Source organism: Actomonas aquatica, assembly GCF_019679435.2.
Taxonomy (GTDB): Bacteria; Verrucomicrobiota; Verrucomicrobiia; order Opitutales; family Opitutaceae; genus Actomonas; species Actomonas aquatica.
In genome coordinates this window covers 3,245,017-3,271,379 of sequence record NZ_CP139781.1, presented here as the reverse complement: position 1 = coordinate 3,271,379, position 26,363 = coordinate 3,245,017, and the positions used below count along the sequence as shown (strand labels likewise).

The 26,363-nt window shown below is 65.4% G+C and carries 18 protein-coding genes; 9 read left to right on the top strand and 9 right to left on the bottom strand.

The window, feature by feature from the left end:
* Positions 1-96 precede the first annotated feature (96 nt).
* Positions 97-1,155: a phytase gene (locus K1X11_RS12845; protein WP_221032766.1), complete on the top strand. Its 1,059-nt coding sequence runs from the start codon at positions 97-99 to the stop codon at positions 1,153-1,155.
* A gap of 42 nt (positions 1,156-1,197) precedes the next feature.
* On the opposite strand, the gene K1X11_RS12840 is transcribed toward K1X11_RS12845, so the two are convergent.
* Positions 1,198-3,402, bottom strand: a complete 2,205-nt coding sequence (locus tag K1X11_RS12840) for a hypothetical protein (RefSeq protein WP_221032767.1) — start codon at positions 3,400-3,402, stop codon at positions 1,198-1,200.
* A gap of 160 nt (positions 3,403-3,562) precedes the next feature.
* On the opposite strand from K1X11_RS12840, the gene K1X11_RS12835 reads away from it, so the two are divergent.
* The 4 genes from K1X11_RS12835 to K1X11_RS12820 all read left to right on the top strand — a co-directional run bounded on the left by K1X11_RS12835 (position 3,563) and on the right by K1X11_RS12820 (position 8,877).
* Complete coding sequence (locus K1X11_RS12835) at positions 3,563-4,609, top strand: Gfo/Idh/MocA family protein (RefSeq protein ID WP_221032768.1); 1,047 nt, start codon at positions 3,563-3,565, stop codon at positions 4,607-4,609.
* Positions 4,610-4,721: 112 nt separating this feature from the next.
* Positions 4,722-5,930 (top strand): hypothetical protein, encoded by a 1,209-nt coding sequence (locus K1X11_RS12830; protein WP_221032769.1) that lies wholly within the window; start codon positions 4,722-4,724, stop codon positions 5,928-5,930.
* 18 nt (positions 5,931-5,948) lie between these two features.
* Complete coding sequence (locus K1X11_RS12825) at positions 5,949-7,091, top strand: FIST signal transduction protein (protein ID WP_221032770.1); 1,143 nt, start codon at positions 5,949-5,951, stop codon at positions 7,089-7,091.
* Positions 7,092-7,143: 52 nt separating this feature from the next.
* Positions 7,144-8,877, top strand: coding sequence for an ATP-binding protein (locus tag K1X11_RS12820; protein ID WP_221032771.1), 1,734 nt, complete (start codon positions 7,144-7,146; stop codon positions 8,875-8,877).
* A 64-nt stretch (positions 8,878-8,941) separates the two neighbouring features.
* On the opposite strand, the gene K1X11_RS12815 is transcribed toward K1X11_RS12820, so the two are convergent.
* Both K1X11_RS12815 and K1X11_RS12810 read right to left on the bottom strand, forming a co-directional pair.
* A complete protein-coding gene (locus tag K1X11_RS12815; RefSeq protein ID WP_221032772.1) occupies positions 8,942-10,009 on the bottom strand; it encodes an alcohol dehydrogenase catalytic domain-containing protein in 1,068 nt (355 codons plus the stop codon).
* Positions 10,010-10,086: 77 nt separating this feature from the next.
* Positions 10,087-13,644, bottom strand: a complete 3,558-nt coding sequence (locus tag K1X11_RS12810) for an ATP-binding protein (protein WP_221032773.1) — start codon at positions 13,642-13,644, stop codon at positions 10,087-10,089.
* A gap of 218 nt (positions 13,645-13,862) precedes the next feature.
* On the opposite strand from K1X11_RS12810, the gene K1X11_RS12805 reads away from it, so the two are divergent.
* Positions 13,863-14,990, top strand: coding sequence for a Gfo/Idh/MocA family protein (locus K1X11_RS12805; protein WP_221032774.1), 1,128 nt, complete (start codon positions 13,863-13,865; stop codon positions 14,988-14,990).
* A 35-nt stretch (positions 14,991-15,025) separates the two neighbouring features.
* Here the strand turns inward: K1X11_RS12805 and K1X11_RS12800 are convergent, their stop codons facing one another.
* Positions 15,026-15,712, bottom strand: coding sequence for a hypothetical protein (locus tag K1X11_RS12800; RefSeq protein WP_221032775.1), 687 nt, complete (start codon positions 15,710-15,712; stop codon positions 15,026-15,028).
* A gap of 56 nt (positions 15,713-15,768) precedes the next feature.
* On the bottom strand, positions 15,769-16,674 hold the full coding sequence (locus tag K1X11_RS12795; RefSeq protein ID WP_221032776.1) for a MerR family transcriptional regulator: 906 nt from the start codon (positions 16,672-16,674) through the stop codon (positions 15,769-15,771).
* 197 nt (positions 16,675-16,871) lie between these two features.
* Here K1X11_RS12795 and K1X11_RS12790 point away from each other — a divergent pair, with 197 nt between their 5' ends.
* The gene (locus tag K1X11_RS12790) at positions 16,872-18,152 is read left to right on the top strand and encodes a fasciclin domain-containing protein (RefSeq protein ID WP_221032777.1); all 1,281 of its coding nucleotides are present in this window, start codon (positions 16,872-16,874) and stop codon (positions 18,150-18,152) included.
* Between the two features lie 125 nt (positions 18,153-18,277).
* Here the strand turns inward: K1X11_RS12790 and K1X11_RS12785 are convergent, their stop codons facing one another.
* Positions 18,278-19,129: an RDD family protein gene (locus tag K1X11_RS12785; protein ID WP_221032778.1), complete on the bottom strand. Its 852-nt coding sequence runs from the start codon at positions 19,127-19,129 to the stop codon at positions 18,278-18,280.
* 169 nt (positions 19,130-19,298) lie between these two features.
* On the opposite strand from K1X11_RS12785, the gene K1X11_RS12780 reads away from it, so the two are divergent.
* Positions 19,299-21,206 carry a methyl-accepting chemotaxis protein gene (locus K1X11_RS12780; RefSeq protein ID WP_221032779.1) on the top strand — a complete coding sequence of 636 codons (1,908 nt, stop codon included), beginning with the start codon at positions 19,299-19,301 and terminating at the stop codon, positions 21,204-21,206.
* Between the two features lie 2 nt (positions 21,207-21,208).
* Here K1X11_RS12780 and K1X11_RS12775 read toward each other — a convergent pair whose 3' ends face one another.
* Entirely contained in the window at positions 21,209-22,885 is a 1,677-nt protein-coding gene (locus K1X11_RS12775) for a VWA domain-containing protein (protein WP_221032780.1), read from the bottom strand.
* Positions 22,886-23,073: 188 nt separating this feature from the next.
* Here K1X11_RS12775 and K1X11_RS12770 point away from each other — a divergent pair, with 188 nt between their 5' ends.
* Positions 23,074-23,484: a VOC family protein gene (locus K1X11_RS12770; protein WP_221032781.1), complete on the top strand. Its 411-nt coding sequence runs from the start codon at positions 23,074-23,076 to the stop codon at positions 23,482-23,484.
* Between the two features lie 631 nt (positions 23,485-24,115).
* Here K1X11_RS12770 and K1X11_RS12765 read toward each other — a convergent pair.
* Positions 24,116-24,859 carry a response regulator transcription factor gene (locus K1X11_RS12765; protein ID WP_221032782.1) on the bottom strand — a complete coding sequence of 248 codons (744 nt, stop codon included), beginning with the start codon at positions 24,857-24,859 and terminating at the stop codon, positions 24,116-24,118.
* Positions 24,856-26,361 (bottom strand): sensor histidine kinase, encoded by a 1,506-nt coding sequence (locus K1X11_RS12760; protein ID WP_221032783.1) that lies wholly within the window; start codon positions 26,359-26,361, stop codon positions 24,856-24,858. The genes K1X11_RS12765 and K1X11_RS12760 overlap by 4 nt, the downstream gene beginning before the upstream one ends.
* Positions 26,362-26,363 lie beyond the last annotated feature (2 nt).

The following is a 26,363-nucleotide window of genomic DNA, read 5'->3' as shown; positions in this document are numbered from 1 at the left end:
GTAGTTAGTCCATAGTTGTGTATCGTAGACGGGGCGGCACCGCAGGGTGCCACCCCTTGTCTGCGTCCGTGGCCCACCCGCCGCCCCTTTTCTCTTATGTCTGCATCTCTTCGTAATGCTCTCTTCTTTGGTGCCGCTGTTTTTGTCGGTATCACCTCGCTGGTTACAGCTGCGACGCCGGTGGCGCCGCGCGTGGTTTCCACGTTTGCCAAACACGACACTGATGATCCTGCCATCTGGGTGCATCCGACCGATCCGGCGCAAAGCCTCGTCGTCGGCACCGACAAGAAGGCGGACGGTGCTCTGCTGGTCTTCGGCCTCGACGGTGTCGAGCGCAAGGACCTCTCGGTGCGCGGGCTCGCCCGGCCCAACAATGTCGACATCGCCTACGGCGTGATGGTCGGGGGCGAAAAGATCGACGTTGCGGTCGTGACCGAACGCCTGGCGCACCGTCTGCGCGTCTATCGACTGCCTGACATGGCGCCGGTCGACGGTGGCGGCATTCCGGTGTTTGAGGGCGAGCGCGCCCGCGACCCGATGGGCATCGCGCTCTACACCCGCCCGACCGATGGGGCGCTTTTTGCGGTGGTCAGTCGCTCGGACTTTGGCGCGCCGACGGCCGGTTACCTGCATCAGTATCGGTTGGTCGACGACGGAACCGGCGTGCTGCGCGGCCTCTTCACCCGGGCCTTCGGTGAGTGGAGCGGGCGCAAGGAGGTGGAGGCCATCGCGGTCGATAACGAGCTGGGCTTCATCTACTATTCCGACGAGACGTATGGGATTCGCCAATACGCCGCCGATCCGCTGGCGGAGGACGCGGAGGACCAGCTCGCGGAGTTCGGCCTCACCGGTTTTGCCCGCGACCACGAAGGCATCTCGATTTATCCGACCGGTCCCGGCACCGGCTACATCCTGGTGTCCGACCAGCAGGCCAATACCTTCCGCATCTTCACCCGCGAAGGCACGGCGAGCGATCCGTATGATCACCAGTTTGTCACGGCGGTGACCTTGAGCACCGATGAGAGCGACGGCAGTGACGTGACGGCGGTCGCTTTGCCGGGTTATCCCGGTGGGTTGTTTGTGGCCATGTCGACGGACAAGACCTTCCAGTTCTACGCCTGGGACGACATCGCCGCCGCGGCGGGTCTGAAGTAATTCCAACGGACGGCGACCGCGCTCGCGGTCGCCGTTACTTAGTCAGCGCTGGGAAAAATCGATAAACTCGGCGCTGATCAGTGGCCCGCGCCGGAAGCGGAAATTGGCCACCCAAGGCCAGTCCCACGCCCCGTCGCCGTAGGGGCCGCGGGTGGTTTGCACAACCAGATGGCAACCGGAGGGAATCAGCGGCAATGGCACCTCCGATTCCTGCCGTCCCCGATGGCGCGGCAGGTGGGAGGGGTCCAGGTGGTGTCGCCAGAATTCCCGGACGAAACCGTCGGGGTAGCGGATCGAGAGCACGAAGGTGGAGCCATCACCCTGGTCGTCGCGTTCGTAGGCCCGCGGGTCGTAGCCGTATTCGAAGATTACACTCTGTTCGTTGCCTTGCAGGAACAGGTCGATGGAGAGAGGCGGTTCCATGATGCTCACCTCCTTGCCCTCGACGTTGCGGCGCGGGACGTTCGGGAGGAGGCCGATCTGCACCTCGGGTCGGGGCTGATCGGCTAGGGGCGGGAGACGCCGCACCGAGTAGGCCAGGGCATCCAGCACGGCGCTGCGATCGGCGGCGCGGTCCTTGCGCAGGTAGAGGCGCCAGGGTGAAAAATCGCCGACATAGGTGTAGTTTGCCGCGATGTAGTCGCGCACGATGGGCACGGTCTCATGCCCCTCTTCGCGCCGGTTGCTGAACTGGAAGGCGTTGGCCCCGACCGCGTCGACAAAGAAGGCCGGTTGGTAGCGCTGCAGTTCCTGCAGGTAGAGCGCCAAGTAGAAGCCCTCGCGCATGGGGTGCTTGTTGATGTGCCTCTCCGTGTGCACGTCACGCGTGGCGGGCGGCAGGCCGGATTGCACGTAGAGGTTGGGATCCCAGCCCCAGACCGAGAGCGTGTCCTGGGGTTGGCGCAGGTGGCGGAGGACCTCCGCGATTTGCGTGTGGGGGAAGCGCCAGTTGTTCAACGCCTGGCCCAACTCGGGCGGATACAGGTGGGAGGCGCGGGTGATAATGGGCAGGGCGGCCACGACGCAGACCAAGCTGAGCAGGGCGAGGGCGTTGCGGCGCGGTGCCGTGGAGCGGTCCAGCCAATGGCCGAGCAGGGCGCAGCTCAACCAGGCGGTGGGCAGGATAAAAAACAGCGCGTAGTGCTGAAATCCGCGACCGGGCACCATGATGGCATAGGCCGAAGAGACCGTGGTGAGCGCGCCCAGCCAGAAGCCGGGTTGGCGATGGGGATGGCGGGTCCAGCTCAGTCCGATGGAAACCAAGGCGACGCTGACGAAGAGAAAGCTATGCAGGTTATAGGTGTAGGATGCGCTCTTGAGGATGTTCTCCACCCCGGTGTCGCCCGGGATGCCGCCGGCGTAGATGATGTTGTTGAGCACGTAGGCCTGCCACCAGTTGTTCAGCTCGCCCGAGAGCGCATAACCGGCGAGCAGCAGGGCGGTCGGGGCGATCGTGGCGAGAGCCAGAAGGCCGACGCTGCGGCCGCGTTGGGTCCAGGAGCGATCGGGGCGAAACAAGGTCCATCCGGTGGCCCACAGGCCGAGCGTGAGGGCGATGGGGGCCGATTGCAATTTGGCCCAGGGCAGGCAACCCAGGCTGAACCCGGCAACGCCCCAAATCATCCCGCCAAAGCCGCGGTCGGCTGCGCGCACCACACCCCAGACCACCAAGCCCATCAGGAACAGCGGAAGGACTTCAGAGCTGTAGTGAGTGAAGTCCCAGTCCTGCCCGAGGGTGAACAGCAGCCAAGCCGGCAGTAGGCCGATGACGGTGGCGCGCGGTCCCGCCAGGCGTCGCATGGCTTGGGTGCTGAACGCCAATGCTCCCGCCACCAGCAGAATCGCCACGAAGCGCGCGGTGAAGTAATCGGCCGGGAGCCCGAGCGCGAAAGCCAGCGCGAGCGGCAGGGAGGCAAGTGGACCGGAGGTGGTGTTGTCGATCGAACGGAAGAACACCGGGTCGTGCAGCACCTTCATAGCGCTGGCGACAAAGCCGGCCTCATCGGGATTCAGTGGGAATGAGTCCAGCAGCAGGGGCCATCGCCAGGCGAAGAGCAGGAGGGTAAAACCACCGGCCCAGCCGAGCCAGGCCAAGCCGGAGCGTCGCCAGCGACGTGGCTCGCCCGCCGCGTCCGGTGTCCGTAAACCCACCGCCGCCCAAACCACCAGCATCGCGGCCAATGCGCAGCCTCCCGCGGTGGTGTAGAACACGGGGTGGAGATCGAGCCAGTGGAACAGGTCCTTCATTTAAACAACAGCGCGACAGGCGGTAACGAGGGTCGTTGGCAAAAACGCTTAGCACCGGGGCCGCACTTGTGAACTCGTTTTTTGGCGAGTCGGCGGTTGGAGCTGAGGCCCGGGATTTTACGGGACCCGGAGGCGAAAGCTTGTTTTACCCATTCGACCGATGACCGATTCCGCTGCTACACTTCCACCCCTGCGTTGGGGCATTCTCGCCACCGGGCACATTGCCGGTGTATTTGCTCGTGGACTACGCTCTGCCCAGACCGGCCAACTCGTGGCCGTGGGCAGTCGGGACGAGGCCGCCGCGCAACGCTTCGCGGCGGAGCACGGGATCGATCCCGCGCACGCCCACGGCAGTCGGGAGGCCCTGCTGGCGGATGCCGCGGTGGAAGCGGTGTATGTGGCGACGCCGCACCCGTTTCACGAGGATGCCGTGGTCGCGGCGCTGGCCGCGGGCAAACACGTGCTCTGCGAGAAGCCGATAGGCATGAGTCTGGCCGAGGTCGAGCGCATGCAGGCCGCGGCGGCGACGCATGACCGCACCCTGATGGAAGCATGGATGTATCGCTGCCACCCGCAGACGGCCCGCCTGGTCGAGCTGGTGCGCGCGGGCACGATCGGCGAGCTGCGCCACGTGCAGTCGGCGTTCAGTTTTAATGCACCTTTTGATGCGGCGGGTCGCTTGTGGAACAAGGCCCTCGGCGGCGGTGGAATTCTCGACGTGGGCGGATACCCGCTGTCCTACGCGCGGCTGCTGGCGGGAGTGGCGCAGGGCACGGCCTTTGCCGAGCCGGTGGCGCTGCATGCGGTGGGGGTCGTGCATCCGGAAACGGGGACCGACGTGCGGTCGAGCGCGGTGGCGCAGTTTGCCGGCGGGATGACGGCGGAGTTGTCCTGCGGCACGGATGTGACGCAGGAAAACGTGGTGCGCGTCTACGGCAGTAAGGGCCGTATCGTGGTGCCGTCGCCTTTTGTGGTGCACCATGAACCGGAGCCGACGGTGCTGGAGGTGTGGGCGGATGGTGCGGGCGCGCCCGAGCACATCACCGTCACGCCGGATCGGGATCTTTATGCCTACGAGGCGGATGCGTTTGCCGCCGCCGTGCGGGCTGGGCAACGCGAAGTGCCGGCCTGCCCCTGGGCCGACACCCGGGGCAACCTGGCGGCGATGCTCGACTGGTGTGCTCAGCTAGGGGTGCGTTACGGCTGAGCAGGGCGGTGGCGGCCTCCGTAAGTGGATGCACCCAAATGCAAGTTTTCGGCTGCAAAGTCCGGGGACGGGCCTATGCCTTGGCGCAACTTCGCTGCTCCTGTTTACCGCCATGAAACGCTTCGCTCCGGTTGTCGCCCTATTGTTCCTGTTGTCTGTCATCGTGCTCCCGTTGTGGGGAGCGACGGAGGCCGAGACGGTCGTTGGTTCGGATCACTCTCCGGCCGGCCATGTCGCGGCGGCGATCACGGCAGTGACGGGCATCGCGATTTCGCCCCTGCTGGGCACGGGGGCGTATGGGGCTTATCTGTGGTTTCAGGCGGGCGAGGCGGGTCGGGCCGACCTGCCGTGGTTTGCGCAGATGAGTTTTTGGCTGCCGGCGCTCGGTTTGGTGGGCGCGGTCGCGCTCAAGGATGCGGCCGGTGCGGCGCTGCCGCCGGGCTGGAAGAAGCCGTTCGACGTGCTCGAGACGATTGAGAACAAGGCTACGGGTTTGGTCGCGGCGGGCGCGGTGGTGCCCTTCACGATGTCGATGCTTTCAAAGATGATCATCAACGGCGGGGACGCTTCCGCGGTGGCGCACACGGTGGATCTGGGTGGCGTGGGCATGCTGCATTTGGCGGCGATCGATTGGTCGTGGTTCCTCAACATCATCACGGTGCCGGCGGGACTGGCCATCTACCTGGTGGTGTTCATGGGCTCCCACGCTATCAACGGCCTGATCCTGCTGAGCCCGTGGGGCGCGATCGACGCGGCGCTCAAGGCCGGTCGCACGGCCTTGCTCGGTTTGCTGGTGTTTGCCGGGCAGATGGATCCGTGGATCGGGGCGGGGCTCTCGCTGGTGGTGATCGTGATCGCGTATTTTGTGGCGGGCTGGTCCTTCCGCCTGTCGGTGTTCAGCAGCATCTTCTGCTGGGACTATTTCACGGGGCGCAAGGGGCGTTTCCGTATCGCGCCGGATGCCAACAAGGTGTTTGCCGGCACGGGGTTGGGCGGCGCGCCGCAGCGCACCTACGGTCGTTTGATGAAGAAGGAGACGGGTTCGTTGGAGTTTGTTTACCGGCCGTGGCTGGTCTTCCCGGAGCGGCGCACGCCGGTGCCGAATCCCGCCACGCTGGCAGTGGGGCGCGGTGCCTTTTTCTCCAATGTGACCGATGCGCGCGGCGAGATCCTGGTGCTGCCGCCGCGCTACCGCACGCATGAGGAGGAGCTGGCCGCGACGTATGAACTGAGTCGCGGCGTGCAGCCGATCGGCATCAACAAAGCCTGGAGCTGGCTGAAGGCGGCGATGGGCTTTGGGACTTCAGCCAGCCCTGCTTAGGCCGATGAGTGACTGTTCATGAAGACCACGACCTTGTTGCGCCGAGACGGCGTATGGACGCCGGCGGGGCCCGAGCTCGCGCGCGCGCAATTGGTTTTGGTTTTCGCCAGCGGGCAGGCTTTGCGGGAAGACGCGGGCTTGTTGAGCGAGCTGCAGGCGCGAGCTCCGGCGGCGGAAATTGTGGGCTGCAGCACGGCCGGACAGATCGCGGGTGCCACCATCAGCGATGAGGTGGCGGTGGCGACGGTGATCGAATTTGCCACCACTCGCGTGCAGGTGGCGGTGGAAACCGTCGCGGACTCACATGAAAGCGCGGGGATTGGGCGTCGGTTGGCCGAGACGTTGGCGGGGCCGGAATTGCGGCATGTCCTGGTCGTGAGCGAGGGGCTGCACGTGGATGGGGCTGCCTTGAGTGACGGTTTGCGCGAGGGCTTGCCGGAGGGCGTGACCGCGACGGGCGGCCTGGCGGGGGACGGCACTCGGTTTGCGGAAACCTTGGTCGTCTCGGGCACGGCGGTGGCGGCCGACAAGGTCGTTGCGATCGGCCTGTATGGCGCCGATCTGGAGGTGAGTTGGGGCTCGGGGGCGGGCTGGAGTCAATTTGGTCCACGTCGGCGGGTCACGCGCTCGCGGGGCAATGTGTTATACGAACTCGATGGGAAGCCGGCACTGAGCCTCTACAAAACCTACCTCGGTGACCGGGCCAGCGGGCTGCCGGCGACCGGCCTGCTGTTTCCGCTCGAGTTGCTCTCCGAGGATGGCAACGCCCCCAGTGTGGTGCGCACAATTTTGGCCGTGGATGAAGTCGAGCAATCGGTGACCTTTGCCGGACGGGTGCCGCAGGGCGCGTCGGTGCAACTGACGAAACTTACGGTGGAGCGACTGATTCGGGCGGCGGAACAGGCGGGCGAGGGGGAAGCCAGACATCCATCGCCCCAGCAGGCGGAGTTGGCTTTCATCGTGAGCTGTGTGGGGCGTCGTTTGTTGCTCGACCAGCGCACGGAGGAGGAATTGGAAGCGATGCTGCAGGCCGTCGGAGGAGTCCGTGCGGCGACCGGTTTTTATTCGTATGGTGAGTTGGGTCCGCGCGGCTTTACGCGCGATTGCCACCTCCATAATCAAACCCTCACCTACACCCTGTTGGGAGAACGGACGGACTGAAGGCTTCAGGTCGCTGTCCCACTTTTTCAAAACCTCTCTCGTCCGCTCAGTCATGCACCCCTTGCTCGCTCGCCAGATCCGCAAAAAACTCGTCGGCCTGGATGTCACCTCCGGTCCGTTGGCGGACTTTCTGGAAGCCGTGGATGCGGCGTATGTGCAGGCCGATCAGGAGCGGGAATTTGTGGAGCGCACGCTGGAGGTGGTGTCCGAGGAGCTTACGGCCGCGAACGAAAAGATCCGGCATGACGCGGAGAGCCGCCTGCAGGATCTCACCCGCTACTACGAGCAGACCTTGGAACTGCAGCAGGGCATGATCCTGTGTTTCCGGCGGGAGCAGGGTCGCTTTGTGCATACGCTTTGTCGCGGCGCGCTGGCGCTGCGTCTGGGTTGGAGTGCTGAGGCGGTGGAAGGCAAGGCCCTCGAGGACTTCCTGCCGGCGGATCAAGTGACGGTCGTGCGCGCAGCCTATGAGCAAGCGTGGTCGGGGCAGGCCGCAACCTACGAGGGTTTTGATGCGGCCAATGAACTTTGGTATGTGGCTCAACTGCAGCCGCGATACTCGGAGGGAGCCGTGACCGAAGTGATCGTATCGGCGGTGGAAATCACCGAGTTTAAACACTCCGAAGCCGAGCTGCGGCAGGCCAAGGAAACAGCGGAGAGTGCCGACCGCGCGAAGAGCGATTTTCTCGCGGTCATGAGTCACGAAATCCGCACGCCCATGAATGCGGTGATCGGCTTCACCAGCCTGTTGCGGGAGACGGAGCTCGATGGCGCGCAGGAGCGCTACGTGCGCATGATTGAAAGCTCCGGTGAAGGCCTGCTCGAAGTGATCAACGACGTGCTCGACATTTCGAAAATCGAGGCGGGCCGACTGGAGCTTTCCGTCGAGCCGGTGGACCCTCGCATGGTCGCGGCCGACGTCGTCGACATGATGCGCTCGCGGCTCGAAGGCAAAGACCTCGCGCTCAAGGTGGAGGTGGTCGGCCCCCTGCCGCCCTTTGTGCGCTGCGACCGCGCCCGCCTGCGGCAAATCCTGCTCAATCTGGTGGGCAACGCGGTCAAGTTCACCGCCAAGGGCAGCGTGCAGGTCGAGCTCGATTACCAGTCACCCGATCGCCTCATCGGGCGCGTGATCGATACGGGGATCGGCATCGCAGCAGACAGCTTGGATCGCCTGTTTAAGCCCTTCAGTCAGGTCGACTCCTCCACCACCCGCAACTACGGTGGCACCGGCCTGGGCCTCGCGATTTGCCGGCGACTTTGCGAAGCTTTGGGTGGAGGCATCGAAGTGCAGAGTGTGGAAGGGCAAGGGTCGACGTTTGAGTTTTGTCTCACCGCGCCGGAGGCGGTGGATCCGATGGATGGGGTCCACGACGCTGCCGAAGCCGAGCCTGAAGCGGAACCGAGTGACCCGGCCAGCATCCTGGTCGTCGATGACAACCCGACCAATCGCCGTGTTGTGGGGCTCATGCTGGAAATGGGCGGCTACCAACAGATCGCCTTTGCGTGCGACGGCGACGAAGCCTGCGAACTGTTGGAGCGCAATCGCTACGACGTGATCTTCATGGACGTGGAGATGCCTGGTCGCGACGGCATCGAAGTGACGCGCTGGTTGCGTCAGCGGGTGGAGGGCACCCCGACGCAACCGTGGGTGATCGGCTTGAGCGCCAACGTGTTTAAAGAGACGCGGGAGCGGGCGACGCAGGCCGGCATGAACCTCTTCCTGCCCAAACCCGTGCGCCGCGAAACCGTGCTCCAAGCCGTGCGCGATCGGTTGGAGGCGTGAGGCGGCAAATTCATGATATTGATGGTGCCGTTGCTCGTGGCGGTGGGAGTTCTCTCTCCGGCCGTTATTCGATGATCGCTTTGATGACGCCGTCGGCTTGGCGGTGCACGAGGTCGTAGGCGGCGGCGGTTTCGGCGAGGGGGAAACGGTGGGTGATCAGGCCCTCCAGCATCGCGGCGAAGTCAGGGTCCTGAGCCAGGGCGAGGGCGCGCGGGTAGGTGTGTTTCATGCGCCGGGCGAAACGCACCGTGAGGCCTTTGCGGCGCGGCACGGCGTGGCTGAAATGAGTGCGATCGTCGGCCGGAATTCCGACCAGAACGGCGCGGCCTCCGGGTCTTGCGGCGCCAAAACTGAGGTCGACGGAACGGTGGGCGTCGGCGGCTTCGATGGCGACGTCGACTCCGCGGCCCGCGGTGGCTTCGCGCAGGGGTTGCAGCACCGCGGCGTCGGTGGCGTCGGTCGGCACGTCCCACGCATGGGTGGCGCCGAGTTCGCGGGCTTTGGCGCGGCGTTCAGGGACCGGCTCGAAAACGCAGATGGGATCCGCGCCGCTGCGGCGGGCGAGACTCAGAATGAGCAGCCCGATCGGCCCGGCACCGAAGATCGCCACACTTTGTCCGATGCGTAGTTTGGCGAGATCGGTGGCGTGCATGGCCACACCGAGCGGTTCGAGCAGCGCGCCGACAGCGGCCGAGGTGGCGTCGGGCAGCACCCAGCAGTTGCGGGCGGGGACCACCGCAAATTCGCGGAGGGCGCCGGCGTCGGGCGGCACGCCGAAGAAGTGGTGATGCGGGCAAAGGTTGGGGTTACCCTCACGACAACACTCACACTGACCGCAGGGCACGGCGGGATCGACGGCGACCCGTTGCCCGATGGAGAGGGTTTGACCGTCAGCGGTGCGCGGATCGGCTCCCACGGCATCGATGGTGCCGGCAAATTCGTGACCGAGGATGAAGGGTTCGTCGGCGACGCGGCCGCCGATGCTGCCAGTCTCATACAGGTGCAGGTCGGACCCGCAAACGCCGACGGCATCGATGCGCAGTCGCACGGTGGCGGGGCTGGGCTCGCCTGCGGCGGGCACCGAATCGTGGCGGAGGTCTTGGGGGCCGTGCAGTCGAGTCGCGCGCATCATCGCGCCAGCTTGCACGGCGAGTGCGAGGCGGCGACACAAAGCGCGTGGCGGTTGGTCGCCCGGTGGCGGAGCGCATCTCAGGCCGGACTGGCGGTGACCGCCGGCTCGGAGGCCTCCAGCACCTTGCGCAGGACGCGGTCGATGGTGGCGATCTCGTAGGGCTTGGGGATGCGGTCATCGAAACCGAGGTCGCGGTAGGATGCGGCGGCGGGATCGGAAGAGTATCCGCTGGAGACGACGGCCTTCACGGCGGGATCGAGGCTGCGCAGGGCGGCGAGGGTTTCCAGGCCGCCCTTGCCTCCGCGAATAGTGAGGTCGAGCACGACCGCGGCGAAGGGTTTGCCCTCGGCTTGAGCGGTGCGGAAGGCGGTGATGGCTTCGTCGCCATCGACGACGGCCTCGGGGTGATAACCGAGATGCTGCAGAATGCGGGAGGCGACGGTGCGAATGCTGGGCTCGTCGTCCATGAGGAGAATGCGGGTTTCGGGCGGAATGGATGCGGAAGGCATGGCGGAGTCGTTGGTCAAAGTTTCGTCGGCGGTGGGCGTCTGGACGGCGGCGGGAAGCCAGATGGTGAAGGTGGTGCCCAAGCCCTCGACCGACTCCACTTCGATGTCGCCGTGGTGTTTGCGCACGATGGAGTAGACGGTCGCGAGACCGAGGCCGTGGCCGTCGGACTTGGTGGAAAAGTAGGGATCGAAGATGCGCGGCAGTTGGTTGGCGGGGATGCCCATGCCGCTGTCGGTGATGCGCAAACGCACGTAGGGCTGTGGGAACACGGTGGGCGGGCGCGGGGTGTCCGGACCGGCGTTGGCGAGACTGACTTCCAAGCGACCGCCGCGCGGCATGGCTTGGACGGCGTTGATGGTGAGGTTCTGCACCACTTGGGAGATCTGGCCCTTGTCGACGTGTGCCGGCCAAAGCTTGTCGGCCACCTGGAGGTCGCAGCGCACGCTGGTGCCGTGCAGGGCGAATTGGGTGACCTCACTCACGATGTCGGGCAAGGCTTCGGCGTGGCGCACGGGGGTGCCGCCTTTGGCGAAGGTGAGCAGCTGCAAAGTGAGCTGTTGGGCACGGCTGATGGCGCGTTCGGCTTCGCTGAGATTGTCGTCGGCGTCGCTGCCTCGGGGGATGTCGAGGCGCAGCAGGGAAAGGTTGCCGAGGACGACGGTGAGCAGGTTGTTGAAGTCGTGGGCGATGCCGCCGGCGAGCAGGCCGAGAGATTCGAGGCGGGTGGCCTTTTGCAGCTCCTCGTTGAGGTGGGACTCGCGTTCGATCTGTTCTTTGATGCGGAAGGTTTGGGATCGCACGCGGCGGCGCAGCACGCGCACCCAGAGGATGCCGAGGCCCAGCACGATCACCAAGGAGAGTGCGATGTTGGTGAGCCGGTTGGTGGTGAGCCAAGGGGCGGTCTGGCGCAGGACGATGTCGGCGGGTTCGGAGAGGCGCAGGGCGAGGCTCGAGGTGCGGGCTTCGGTGGCGGCCGGCAGGAGGACACCGGTGAGTTCGACGTGGGCACCAGGTTGGGTCCAGGCATCGATGTCGCTGGGGCGGTCGGCGGGGTGAAACTTCAGTTGCGCATCGAGCACCAAGGGGCCTTGGGCGACGGTCAGGCGCACGTAGTCGCGGGCCGAGGCCGCGGTGAGCACCGTGCCGTGCAGTTGCACGAGGCGACCTTCGAAACGGGTCAGTTCGGAGGGCTCGCTTGGGAGGGCGCAGGCGGCCGGGAGTTCGCCGACCCCCAGAGGGCGAAGCAGGGCTTCGCGTAGAACCACATCGCCGTGGTCACGACCGAGGCGACCGGCGACTTCGAGCCGGCGACCACGAGGGAAGGTGAGGGTCTCGCGGGTGTGCACGCGGATGACGGCGTCGCCGTCGGAGAGGTAGAGCCAACCGTTCGGGAGGTGGGCGAGGACCGTGCCGGTGACGTTGACGAAGTTGGACATATCCGCGCCGGGATTGAAGCGACCGAGGCGGGCGATGGAGAGGGTGGGTGGGTCGAACGGGTCGGCGGGCGCAGCGTCGAGATTCTTGAGCAAGTGCGGCTCGGGCACCCAGAGCTGCACGCCGGTCAGTTGGCGGTCCGGTGAGGCGATCGCTTGAAGCACGCCTTGGGCTTCGATCACGGCGTGCAACAAGTCGCGACGGGGACGGGGGGAAACCATGTGGACGGCGAAGTCGCCGTGCGGCGTTGATGCGTGCAGGGTGCAAATTCCGTCATCCCGGGACACCGCATACACGTATCCACGCAGGGAGGCCCACTGGGCGTCGTGAGCTCCGGAGAGGGCGTCCTCGAGGCTGAGTTCGCGGGGCTGGGGGTAGGCCATGGCGCCCACGTCCTCAACGTCTTGTTCGGCGAGCACCGGAGCAAAGTCGCCCGGCTGCACTTCTCCGCGAACTTCCAAGTTGGTGCCGGGGGCATAGAATGGATTGCCCGGGCCGCGGAGGATTTGCAGGCCGCCGCTGGCATCCTGCAGGAAGTAGTGGGCGACGTTGGGGTGGCTCCAGCTGACGACGCCTCGCAAATTCGCTTGGTGGCCGTGGGTGAGTTCCGCTTCCGGTAATTCCCGCACGCGGGCGGCCAGATTGAGCAGGCGACGGGCGTGCTCCGGGTGAGCGGCTTGCTGATCGGACGACAACGGTGCGAAGCCGCGTCTAAACATGACGTGCTGCAGGGTGTGTTGACCTTCCGATTCAACCACCTCGCCCACCAACGCGATCGGGTCCTGCCTCCGCAAATAACGGAGCTGTGCGGACTCGAGCGTGATCTGACCGGAGTCGTCGCGAACGGTGAGCGAACGCCCCGTGTTTTGGTGGATCATTTCTCCCTCGAGGCGCACCGCGGTGCCGACGGGCAGGTTGGGCAGATCCGCGATTGCTCGGATGGGGACCTCGAAACGCGGATCGTCTCCGACCCAACCCACCGTGGTGATTTGCGCGAGGCCGGGGATCATCACCTGCAGCTCGCTGTTGGCTCCGGTGGGATCAATGCGCGGCGCGAAGACGCCTTGCACCCGCACGCGACGGTCCACCAACACCGGCAACGGATAGTCGGCTGCCTGCAGGCTGACCGTGGCGTTGATCGTCGCGCCGAGATACGAGAAGGTGAGCCGCATGAATTCGTCGTCGATGGGGGACTGCTTGTCGACCCAGGCTTCGAAGCTGACGAGGTGGTTGCGCAGGTGACGGTTTTCCAGACTGGGGGCGGGCAGGGGCAGGACCGGTGCACGGGACGGGCCGATCACCTCAGTGGTGGCGGTGGAGAGATCAAAATTGGTGACGGGAGGGGGCATGGTGCCGCGAAAGCGGACGCGGTCGCCGGAGCGGATGGTTCGCGGCTGTGAGCCCGGAATGGCGTATTCGCCGGTCGGGCCGCTTTGGACCCACATGAGGTTCCAAGCCGGGTTGTAGTAGGTCACGTCGCACTCGATGTCGTAGGCGAGCGGGATGTCCGGGTTTTCGGAGGCGAGGAGCCAAAACTCGGCGGTGCTGCGCGCGATCCGAGTGGCGTTGGCTTGATCCAGCGAAGGGGTGATCTCCTGCGCACGGAGACTCGCGGCGGCGGCGGTCAGGCCGAGCAGCAAGAGACACCGGCTCCGGCGGAACCAGTTTCGCGTGGGCAAGATTCGAGTCATTACAAGTAAAAGAGGGGGGAGTGGTGCCGGATCGGCGCCGTCGCAACGGCACCAGGCCAGTGATCCGAACCACGGTGAAGACCCTATATGAGTCGTGGGGCATTTAGTAAGTGGAGAAATTACGCAAATGGCTGGGGTCTATTACGCAGTTTGGGCTCACGACGCGGAGCTGGGTGGTGGATTTGCGCTCCGGCGAGCTTTGGGCATCGTGAGTCACCATGAACGCTTACCCCGCTCCTCCCCTGTCTTCGCGTCGTCGTTTTCTTGCTCAGAGTCTGATCGGAGGGGTGGGTTTGGGGCTCGGACTGAGCAGGAGACTGTATGCGCAGGACGTCTTGGCTGGTCGGCGTAAACTAGGCGTCGCGCTCATCGGGTTGGGCGGCTATTCCACCGGGCAACTGGGGCCGGCCCTGCGAGAGACGCGCTTTTGCGAACTGCGCGGCGTGGTGACGGGTGACCCGCACGGCAAGGGACGTCGTTGGGCGCGGGACTATGGGTTTCCCGAGTCGAGTATCTACGATTATGATACGATGCACCGCATCGCGGATAACCCTGATATCGACATCGTTTACAGCGTGACCCCGCCGGGGCTGCACGAGCGGGATGTGCTGGCCGGGGCTGCGTCGGGCAAACACGTGATCTGCGAAAAACCCATGGCTACGTCGGTCGCGGAATGCGACCGCATGATCGCGGCGTGCGAGGAGGCGGGTGTGCGGCTGTCGATGGGTTACCGGCTGCATTTCCATCCCTATCACCAACGCGTCAAAGCGCTCGCGGCGGAGGCGGCCTGGGGCGGTCCGATCGCGATGCAGGGCGGGTTTGGCTACCGCATGGGGACGGGTTACGATTGGCGGGTGAACAAGGCGCTGGCGGGTGGTGGGCAGCTGCCCAACACCGGCATCTATGTCATCCAATCCGCGCTCATGGCCAAGGGCGGGGAGATGCCCATGGCGGTCACGGCGAGTGAGCCGCCCAAGACCCGGCCTGAATACTTCAGCGAGGTCGAAGAGACGATCAACTGGACCTTCGAGTGGGCGGACGGTTCGAAGCTCGAAGGCACGTCGAGCGGCGTCGAGGGCTCCAACCATTTTGCCGCCACCGCGGCCAATCAAGCGCTGCGACTCCAACCCGCGTTCTCCTACGACCGTCTGCGGATGGAGCTCGACGGCGAGACCCTGGCGTCGATGGATGGCTTCAACCAACAGGCGCACCAAATGGATGCGTTTGCGGCGGCGATTCTCACCGACGGCGAAGACATCGTGCCGGCGGCGATGGGCCGGCGCGACATGGTGCTCATCGATGCGATTTACCGGGCTTCGGCGTCCGGCCAGGCGGTTGCACTGTAGGTGGGGCGGCGATTCAAGATTATAAGATTGACCCCTTAGGATCGGGGAGCCGAGCGGACGGGGCCGGGAAAGGGCTTGCCCCAGAGGGTGGGGTGGTCGCTGGGGGTGCGATCGGCGTGGCTGGCGAGCAGATCGAAGAGGTGGTCGAAACGCAGGCTGCATTGCAGGCGCCGTTGGCCGCGCGGCCCCGAGCCGATCTTGGGGTTGAGCACGATGAGCGACTCACTGAAGGGCGGGGCCCGCTTCATCGCCTGCGCCCGCTCCCGGACTTCGCGATAGTCGAGGTCGCGGTTTTTGATCAGCGCATCAAGTTCCTCGAGGTCGGACCGCGTCACCGGTCCCCACATCATGCGCCAGGTCTCCGGGTGGATGGTCACCGGCGTGATGTTCACGAATCGCTTCACGTCGCCGTCCTGTTCCCAGAAGCCGACCAGTAGGATGAAGGGTTGGTCGATGTCGTATTGGCGCAGCGCATCACCGAGCCCAACGGCGGTGCGATATTTGGTTGCCTTGGGATTAACCGGCAGGCCGCCGTGACGGAGGTTGGCGGTCGCCGGAATGTCCCATTTCTGCGTGTAGCTTTCCGGCTCGTAGCCATCGAAGAACGTGTCGCGTATCCACGCTTCAAACACGACGCCGTGGCGCTGCACCTCCTGCGCGGGCACGGGACTCCACCACGCGAGGACGAGGTGAAGACAAAGAAATGGGGCGATACGGCGCACGGCCAGAAGTCCAAGGGGGCGGTCGTCGGCTCGCAAGTCGCGGGTCTGCCGTTTGGTTACCCGCGCAGCTTTTGCAGCTGAGTGATGAGGTCCGGCAACCCGGAGGGCGTGAAGGCCGCGATGCGGTCCAGCGTGGCGCGATAGTATGAGGCGCTGCGACCGCCGACGATGATGGCCGTGGGCAGCGGCAGGGCTTCGCGCAGGGCCAGTAGCTCGCCGGGCAGGCGCGGATCATCGGCGGGGTGCACGATGCTTAGCGCCACCGCCCGGGCCGAGGTTTGCCGTGCGGCGGCTGCGATCTCCAGCGCTGGCAGATTGGCCCCAAGATATAACACCCGCCATCCTTGGTTGCCGGCGGCGGCGGCGGTCAGGACCGCGCCCATTTCGTGTAGTTGGCCGACCGGCGTGGCGCACAGCAGTCCGGGATCGTCGACCCCGGGAGCGTAGGGACGGACGCCTTGCAGCAGCACGTTGCGCAGCGCGGCGGTGGCGAAGTGTTCGTGCAGGGTGCGCAGCGAGCCGGCCACCCATTCGTGTCCGATGCGCTCGAGCAGCGGCGCAGCAAAGTGTTGCAGCAATGCTTGGTGGCCTTCCTCCCGGTGCACCTCATCGACGATCCGAAGCAGCTCGGTTTCATTGAGCGCCCGCACCGCTTCGATAGCTTCATCGACGTGGTTGGTGGCGCCCGCAAAGGTCGGCGCAGGGGTGGAGGGGCTGGCCAGGAGGTGGCGGATTTCCTCCATGGACAGGGCAGCGAGATCGCCGATGCGATGGCCAGCGGTGGTGGCCTGCTGCAGGAGCGCCAGATACTCGACCTCTGCCTCCGTAAACTGGCGCCGGTTGGTCGCACTGCGGTGGGTCGCCAGAATGCCGTGCCGCTTCTCCCACATGCGAATGCGCTGGGGAGTGAGGCCGCTGCGTTCGGCGGCAATACGGATCGGAACGTGAAGGTCGGACGTCACAGTAAAAGCTAACAAAAGCTCAACAAGGAGGGGGGCCAGCGCGATTTCGTGTGCGGAGCGGAAAATCGGGCTTTTAGAGTGAAAAGAGGAACCCATCGGCGGTGGGCTGGTCCGGTTAGGCTCAACAAAAGCTAAACAAAAATGCGCCAGGCGCTATCTTTTGTGAAGGTTTTGTTTACCCTTGAACCACCCAAACCATGAAATTCACAACTACCCTCCTCACCGGAGTGCTGCTTTCGGCCTCCCCCCTCCTCGCTGATAACCATGCTTCCTCCGTCGAAGCCACCAACGTCTCCACCCGCGGCCTCGCAGGCACCGGCGAAAACACGATGATCTCCGGCGTCGTGGTGGAAGGTCCGGCCGATGATTACGTGCCGGTGCTCTTCCGCGGTCTCGGTCCGACGCTGGCCGACTTCGGCCTGACCAATGTGGTCACGGACCCGGCGATCAGCGTTTACGCTGGCGCCACCCTCATGGGCGAAAACGACAACTGGATGACGGGCGGCCAGTCTTACGCGATTCGCGCCTCCGGTTACGCGCCCACCGATGAAAACGAAAGCGCCATGTTGGCCATGATGGTGCCCGGCGCTTACACGGTGCACCTGCACGGTCATGACACGCCGGCCAACGGCTTGCTCGAAACCTTCTTCATCGAAGAGAAAAACATTCCGGCCAACCTCGTGGCGGCTGGTGAGTTCACCACGCTCGTGGCCGCCGTGCAGGCGGCGGGTCTCGACACCGTGCTCTCCGGCGCGGGTCCGTTCACGCTCTTTGCGCCGACGGATGAGGCGTTTGCCAAGCTGCCGGCCGGCACCGTGGAAGGCCTGCTCAACGACATCCCGGCGCTCACCAACATTCTGCTCTATCACGTCGTTTCCGGTCAGGAAATTCCGGCGTCGGCGGTCGCCACCGGTCCGCTCATGATGGCCAACGGCGTGCCCGCCAGTCTCTCCACCGAGAACGGCGCGATGATCGACAACGCCAACATCATCGAGGTCGATTGGATGGGCACCAACGGCACGATTCACGTGATCGATGAGGTCATCCTCCCGGGTGAAGCGCCGTCAGGTCAGACCATCGTCGAGAACCTCGTCGCTCAGGGCAACTTCGAGACCCTCGTGGCCGCGGTGACCGCCGCGGATCTGGTCGACACGTTGAATGGCGCGGGTCCGTTTACGCTCTTTGCGCCCACCGATGCAGCCTTTGCCAAGCTGCCGGAAGGCACAGTCGAGAGTCTGCTGCAGGAAGAGAACATTCCGACCCTGCGCGACATCCTGCTCTACCACGTGATCAGTGGCACCAAGGTCGAATCCTCCGCCGTCGCCGCGGGCGAGGTGAGCATGGCCAACGGTGACGATGCCACGCTCAGCACCGACGGCGGCGTGATGATCGAAACCGCCAACGTCACCGGCGTCGATTGGCAGAGCTCCAATGGTGTCATCCACATCATCGACACTGTGATTCTGCCGCCGATGTGAGGTCGCGTGCGCGCCGCACCGCGTAGCGCGCGCCTCACCTCCCGAGCTTTTGCTTCATAGGTAATGTAGACCGTAGCCATCGCCGCCGTCGGGTTTCGCCCGGCGGCGGTTTTTGTTTTGGGCGATCACTCCGGGCGGATGACCACAGTGCCGGCGATGCGGTCCTGGATGGCTTGGCGATTGGGATCCCAGAGCAGGCGGGCAAAACCGATGAGGCCGGTGGCGAGGCCGGCGGCGTAACCACCATTGCGGATGAAGGCGTCCATGCCGGTGAGGCGCTGGCCATCGAGGCGCACTACGCGGGTGCGCAGGATCAGCTTTCCGACCGTGCGGCCACGCAGCAGCAGGGTGGTGAGGGTGAAATAGACGCCGGCCCAGCCGAAGGTGAAGCCCATGGTGCGGGAGGTGTCGGCGGCGAGACGCAGCCACGAGTTGCCGCGGATCTCGTCGCGCAGCGCGGCGTTTTCCTGCTTCAGGTAGTCGACCTGCGCATCGAGTCGTCGCACCGCATCGCGCAGGTCGGCGGACGAGGGAGCGGCGGGCAAATAAACCGGCGACAGATCGGGTGCTTCTCTTTCGGCGGCGAGGTTGAAGGCGCCGGAGCGCACCAGTGGTTTGCCGGCGAGCAGGGCGCCGGAGAGCACGATCACGATGGCCCCGAGCGCGATGAGTCCCCAGCGCAGGATGGCCCAAGTCTTGGCGTCGCTCTCGCGGCGGGTGCCCAGCACCGCAAAGGTCGCGCCGGTGAGCAGACCGAGCACGGGGTGGGACAGGAGCGAGAGGCACGCGATGACCACGAGGTCGATCGCCATGGCCGCGGCCCGTTGCCAGGGTTTGGCGAGGCGGGTGCCGAGGAGGGTGGGAGCGACTTGTAACCGGGCGGCGTCGAGCACCCCTTTCGGGCGGCGGGCGCTGGTTTGACCGGCGGGCGGAGTGGCGGCGGCTCCGAGGTCGTCGATGGGTGTATCGTCAGGCATGGCGAGGCGACCGGGAGCATGGGTAGGTCCACGTGGGGGTGCAACCGCGTTGCAAACAGGGGGAATTACTTAGGTCGGCGAGGCAGTGAGCCGATAAGCCAGGTGGAGCGCGTGCCGCCGCCACGGTGGAGCTCCGCCTCGCTTTCGACCCTCGACCCCGTCTCCCGTCATGTCCATCAAGGCCAAGATCGTTGCCCTGAACGTTTTCGCCATCGCCGTCTGTCTGGTGCTCGGCGGGGTGTTGGTGTTTGAGCGGGCGCAGGAGCAGCGCAGTCTGGCCAACTTCGATCGGGTGGGGGCGTTTCTCGCGCAGATGATCCGGCTCGGCGATACCCTCACGCAGGAGAGTGGCGGGGTGTGGGCGGCTTCCACCATGCACGGCGAGAAGGGCAAGTTGGAGGAAGGTCGGGCGCGCTACCGGGAACTCATTGCGCAGACCGAAGCCGTTATCGCGGAGACCCACGCGCTGGTCGATTCGATGCAGTTGCAGGAGCACACCGCGCGGTTTCGTAAGCTGATGACGACGGAGCTCAATTTTGCGGAGCGGCTCGAACCCATCCGCCATCGGTCCCTCGTGGAGGACGCCGACCCCTGGCCCACCACCTTGCTCTACAACGACGAGATCAAGCGCCTGCTCAGCATGATTCCGCAGCTCGCGACGGAGACCCAGGACGCGGAGTTGGTGCGCAAGATCACGGTGGCCGATCTGGTCATGCAAATGCAGCTGATGATGGATAGGCACTCGGGGTTGCTGAACTACGCCCTGGAGTCCGGCGCGGTCACCGAGATGGTGACGACGCGGTTTGAAATCTTCCTCAACGACAGCCGCCCGATGATCGACCGCATCGCCATGATGGCGGAAGAAGACGGGCTCGATGAGCTGCGCGACTTGGTCGACAATGCTCACTTGGCCACGATCGTGGCTGCGACTGAGCAGGTGCGCGCCGGTGGCTTCAGTGCCAACGGTGAGAAGAAGACCTTCGCGCCCAAATTGGTGCGGGACGTGGCGGCCGAGGTGGTCGCTTTCAACGAGGCGTTTCCGCAGTATCGCGATTTTATCCTGCAGGACGTTGCCTCTTTCACCGCGGCCAAACGAGCCGCCACCCGCAACGGCATGATACGCGAGATCGGATTGGTGTTGTTGGCCGTGTGTGGTTTCGCGGTCGGCGGCTTTTTGATCGTGCGGCGCATCGATCGTTCGATCCGGGAGGCGTCCCGCGACCTCGAACGCAGCTCAAACGAAGGGCAGGAGATCTCCGACTTCGTGGCGCGGGCGAGCACCGAACTGGCTGACGGCTGTTCCGAACAGGCTGCCAGCGTGGAACAGCTGCACGCCACCTTGGAGCAGATCCGCGGCATGGCCAACGACAGCGTGGGCCACGTCGACCAAGTGCAGACCCTTTCGCAGCAAACGCATCAAGCCGCCGCGGCCGGAGCGCAATCGATGTCGCAGATGCGTCGGGCGATGGAGGGCATCGAAGCTTCCAGTTCCGACATCGGCAAAATCGTGAAGGAGATCGAGGAGATCGCGTTCCAGACCAACCTGTTGGCGCTCAACGCCGCGGTGGAAGCCGCGCGGGCAGGCGAAGCCGGAGCCGGGTTTGCGATCGTGGCAGAGGAAGTGCGCACGCTCGCGCAAAAGAGTGTGGCCTCGGCCAACTCCACCCGGGCGAAGATCGACAATGCGCATCGCAGCGTGGCGGAGGGCACGGCGATCACCCGGCAGGTCGATGATCAACTGGCTCACATCGTCGACCACGCCACGGGGCTACGGGAGTCGATGCGGTCCGTCGAGAAAATCGCGACCGAGGAACGTGCGGCGATCGATCAGGCGACCAAGGCCATTTCGACGATCGACCTGGTGACCCAGCGCAACGCGGCGGCGTCAGAGGAGTCGGCCAGCGCGGCGCACCGGATGGAAGGTCACGCGCGCGAAGTTCGCAGTCGTATCGATTCTTTGGAGACACTTTTGATCGGAGTGCACGTGGTGCCGCAGACTACCCCAGCGGCATCCGGTTCGGTCAGACGCAAAGCGCCGGCCCGGTCGCCCCAGCGACGGCGGCCGGCGCCCGTCTGATCTCAGCGGCGGGAAGGCAGTCCGGTGAGGTTGTCGACCGGCACCTCGCGGTGGGGCATGCCGTCATCGTCGACCTCGTCGATGACCTCAATCGACAGACCGCAAATCAGTTCGACAGTATTGCCGGAGAGCTCGGCGAAGGTCTGGTGCACGTTGGCGGCGAGGGTGCGTTCGGGGTCGAGCGCTGGGTCGTCGATGCGTTCGAGGCGGCGCACGAGGTCGGCGGTGAGTTGGAAGGCGGTTTCCTGGTCGTTGTCGAAGAGGTGCGCGGAGGCCGCACGGCGCAGGGTGAGAAATTCGTCGACGAGCGCGCGACCGCGGGTGAGTCCGGCCTGCAGATCGCGAGGGTGCTGTAGGCGCACGTCAGACTGGGCGCGCACGGTGCGCCCGGCTTCGGTTTCGGAGTAGCTGAAGTCGATCTGGGCCACGCGGTCGCCGGGGCGGGCAGGGCTAGCCGGCAAGTAACCGCGCGCCTTTTCGCCCTCGTGGCTGAGGGCGAAGTAGATGCCGCCCTTGCGCTTGCTGAGGAAGATCGTGTTCACCGTAAACACGAGGTCGTTGCCTTCCCAGCGGAGCAGGTCGGCGGGCAGTCCAAACACGCCGGCGATGCGGAAGCCGCGCGCCGGGCGGATGCGCACGGAGAAGTCGTGAGCGAGCTCCGTGACCATGGTGTCGAAGTCCTCGGTGAAGGTGGTCAGCATTTCCGCTTCGTCGGGGAAGAAGAACAAGTTGCCGCCGCGCACGCTGGAGAGTTGCTCGGCCAGCGCGGTGCCAAAGTGCACGCCCACGCCGATGGTGGTGAGGCCGATGCCGTCGGTCGAAGCGGCGCGCGCCATACCCATAAAACTTTCCGGCGAGGTGTCGCCGACGTTCGGGCGCTCGTCGGTGAAGAGCATCACGCGAGTGGTGCCGGCGAAATCGCGGGCGGACTCCCGCGCCACCTGATAGCCGACCTGCAGTCCCTCCTCCATGTTGGTCGAGCCGTTCGAGCGGATGGAGCGGATCGCGCGTTCAAGCAGATGGCGCGTGTGGGCCGCGACGCGCGTAACGGGTTGGTGGACGTGAGCGCGGTCGCCGTAGAGCACGATGCTCAATTGGTCGCCGGGACCGAGTTGCCGCAGCACCTGTTGCAGGCTCTGGCGCACGAGGTCCAACGGGTGGCCGGCCATCGAGCCGGACTTATCGATCACGGCGACGAGGTTGAGCGGGGCCCGTTCCCACGTGGCGGCGGCGAGGCCGGAGCTGAAGCCGAGTTGGGCCAGGTGGGTGACCTCGGGCAGGACCTCAAAGCGCGCGGGCGCGGCGGCGGCTTGCACGACAAAAAGTTCGGGCGAGGTGTGTCCGAGGTCGAGCGGCAGATCGTATTCGGAGAAGAGCCCTTCGGCGGTGATGGTATCCGGGTGCGGCACCTCTCCGCGACCGGCGCCGGAGCGGAAGTAGTTGATGTCCTGCGCGCCACCGGCGGTGGCACCCATGCTGGAACCTGCGAGCGTTGATGTGGCGGCGTAGCTACCCCCGCTGCCGGCCGATACCATGAAAGGCGATAGAATGATGAGCTCCTCGTCCTCTTCGTCTGCCGGAGGCGGCGAAGCGGTTTGCGCGAGGAGGGCGGGAGCAGGACAGGTCAATAAAGCAGCGAGCGTCGTGGCAGTGACTTGGCGGAGGAAGGGGAGCTTCATAGGAATGCGGGAGTTGAGGGGAGAAGGGGTGAGGTCAGGAGGACCTCGACTACGCCCCCACTCTACCGGGACTCCGCGTGGTCGTTGTCAGAGGGAGGTAAGAGTTTGTGCAAAGGTGTCAGTGGATTGTCAGAAAGCGGGAATGGGAGTGGACCGAATGGGGGCCGTGCGGCAGCGTTCGAGGCACCATGAGTGCTCCTTCTCTCTCCCTCGGATACATTCTTCTCTATGTGCGTGATGCCGCCGCCTCGATGGCGTTCTACGAAACGGCGTTTGGGCTCACGCGCACGATGTTGCACGTGGAGGGAGACAAGGCTTACGGCGAGCTCGATACCGGCTCGACCAAGTTGGGTCTGGTGAGTCAGGCGCAGGCGGAGGACGTGCTGGGCCAAGCGCCCGCGATGCCGGCGCGCGGCGCAGCACCGCAGGGCGTGGAAATCGGTTTCGTCACGACGGAAGTGGAGGCGGCCTTTGCCCATGCCGTGGCCAGCGGAGCGGAGGCGTTTACGGCCCCCGTATCCAAACCGTGGGGACAAATGGTGGCCTACGTGCGTGACCCCGACGGTCACCTCATCGAGATCTGCAGTCCCATGGGCTAAGCGCGCCTGGATCCGCGCAACTCGACAAAAGCCTGGGGCTTTCCCTGGCAGGCCCTAACCCGCGTTCCCGCGGCCCACCCCGGCAGCAGAGCGCAACCGGCCTCCCCGCCCTTCCTCCCTCGCACCCTCGCAAGCCGCCCCAAAACGCGCCCACCACATGTTCGTAATACGAACAATGGATGATAAGTAACTTATTCATAGAGTGTTACGGTGAATGTTCGTATTACGAACATGTGGTGAGGGGTTGGGTTGTGGTGGGGCGGTGGGGCAGGGGGGAGCGGCCGAGACGGCCGCGGCTACACTTGGATGGGGGAATGTAGCCGCGGGCGTGTCGCCCGCGTTCGGTGGAGGGGGAAGCGGGTCTGAGGGCGCGGCTTCCGAGGAGGGTTCGAATACGAACTGTAGGCTGCGAGCTTGCTCGCGCTAGCGGCCGGAGGGGCAGGGGGGAGCGGCCGAGACGGCCGCTGCTACACCTGGAAGGGCGGCTGAGCCTCTTTCTCTTTCGTCTTTATCTTTATCTTTCTCTGACGACACGGAGTGTCGCCGCGTTCGGTAGGCGAGCGGGGTTCGGCCGGTGGGGATAAAGAGAAAGATAAAGACGAAAGAGAAAGAGGGGGAGCCCCGTTGGGGCTCATGCGAGGTATTGGTAGCCGATGCCGTGGATCGTTTTGAGGGTCTTGGGACGATCGGGGTCTTCGACTTTTTTGCGCACTTGAGCGAGGTGCTGGTCGAGGGTGCGGGTGGTGCCGAGGTAGTCGACGCCCCAGACCGTGTTGAGCAGCGCTTCGCGCGAGAGGACTTCGCCGCGGTGCGCTTGGAAGCACTCGATGAGGTGCAGTTCCTTGGCCGAGAGTTCCGTGCTGGAACCGTCGTCGCGGCGGGCGGTGAAGCGTTTGCGGTCGATGGTGGCGTGGGCGAAGGCGAAGGTGTCGGTCGTGGACGTCGGCTGGGGCGTCTGGCTGGGATCGGGCGGAGACGCGACGAGCTCGGCGCGGCGGTCGCTGCGGCGCAGGGCGACGTGGACGCGGGCGAGGAGTTCGCGGGTGCCGAAGGGTTTGGTGATGTAGTCGTCGGCGCCGAGTTCGAGGCCGAGCACTTTGTCGATTTCGTCGGCTTTGGCGGTGACCATGAGGATGGGCACGTCGCGGTCGTGTTCGCGGATGCGGCGGCAGACGTCGTAGCCGCTGAGACCGGGCAGCATAAGATCGAGCAGGATGAGGTCGAAGCGCTGGGTGGTGGCGAGTTCCACGCCGGCCGGTCCGGTGGCGGCGGCGCTGGTGCGGTGGCCGTCGAGTTCGAGCGCGGCGGTGAGGGCTTCGCGAATGGCTTCGTCGTCTTCGACGATGAGGACGTGGCGGGTGGGAGGCGGGGTCATGCGAGGGGCAGCCGGATGGTGAAGGTGGCTCCGGGGAGATCGGCGGGAAAATTGGGGGCAACGGTGAGGTCGCCGCCGATGGTGCGCAGAGCGGCGCGGGAGAGCGCGAGGCCGAGACCGAGGCCGGGTTGTTTGTCGGTGAGGCGGTCGTGACCCTGGACAAAGGCTTCGAAGATGCGCTCGCGCTGGGAGAAGGGGACACCGGGCCCCTGGTCAGTGACAGTGAGGGTGGCGTGGACGTCGGTCGTGGAAAGTTGGATACGCAGGGGGCCGGACGACGGGGCGTATTTGGCGGCGTTGTCGAGCAGGTTGAGCAGGGCCTGGCGCACGGTCTCGGCGTCGGTGGCGAGGGTGACGGGGGTGGTGGGCAGGGTGAGCTCAGGGGTGAGGCCGGCGGCGGTGAGGGGCGGGGTGGCGGTGTCGATGGTTTCGCGGATGAGGGCGGTGAGTTCGACGGGGTGCCGGGGCGGCGGGGGCAGACCTTTTTCGAGGGCGTTGAAGGCGAGCAGGCGTTCGATGAGGTGACCGAGGCGGGTGGATTCGCGTTGGATGGTGGCGGTGAATTTTTCGCGTTTGGCGGCGGGGAGGGCGGGGTCGGCCAGCATGTCGGCGAACATGCGGATGGAGGTGATGGGGGTGCGCAGCTCGTGGGAGACGAGTGAGACGAAGGTGGTTTTACGCAGGGCGTCGCGGGTGTTGCGTTGGCTTTGGCGCACGAGCAGGGCGACGCCGGTGATGAGGCCGGCGAGGAGGAGGCCGGCGACGAGGCCGATGTGGTTGGCCGTTTCCAGTCGGTTCTGCGCCAGGGTGCCCAGCGAGAACCCGAAGTTGCGGGCGGGGAACCCCGGCAGTTTTAGGTTGGGTTCGAGGCGGTGGTAGAGGGAGTCGACGTGGGCGACGGTGGGGTCGGGCAACAGCGTCTGCAGCTCGGCCATGATCGGGGTTGTATCCACCATGGCACCACGGATCGGTTCGCTGGGGCCGGCGCGATACCAGATGACCCAAGGGGCATCCGGGTCCTCGCGGGACGCGGCGAAGCCGGCGATGGGGTGGGCGGTGCGGCCCGCGTAGCGGATGTTTTCGAGGTTCTCGTCCTGGTAGCCGAGGTCGCTCGGCAGGTCGGGAAGAGCGGTCAGGGGTTTGACTTCAATCTCGTGCGAGTGGGCATCGATGTGCGCGGGAACGCGTTCGCCGGGGGGGAGAAGGAAGGTGTCCACGACGACTTCGTTGGATTCGTTCCAGCGCTCCAAGGCGTAGGCGAGGCCTTCCTCGTGGAAGGCGATCAACTCGGCCAAGACGGCGAGGCGGGTGGTGCGCAGGTATTGAGTGGCGCGTTGTTCGAACTCGGCAGCAGCGCTGTCGCGGGCGCGGTTACCTTCGTCGTGCAGCGTTCTGGTGGTGGTGAAGTGGAGCAGGGCCAGCGCGATGACGGCGCCAACGGCGAGGAGGCTGAGGATCAGCCACGGTAGAACCTGCCGGAAGCGCGTGCGCGAGGGGGGCATGG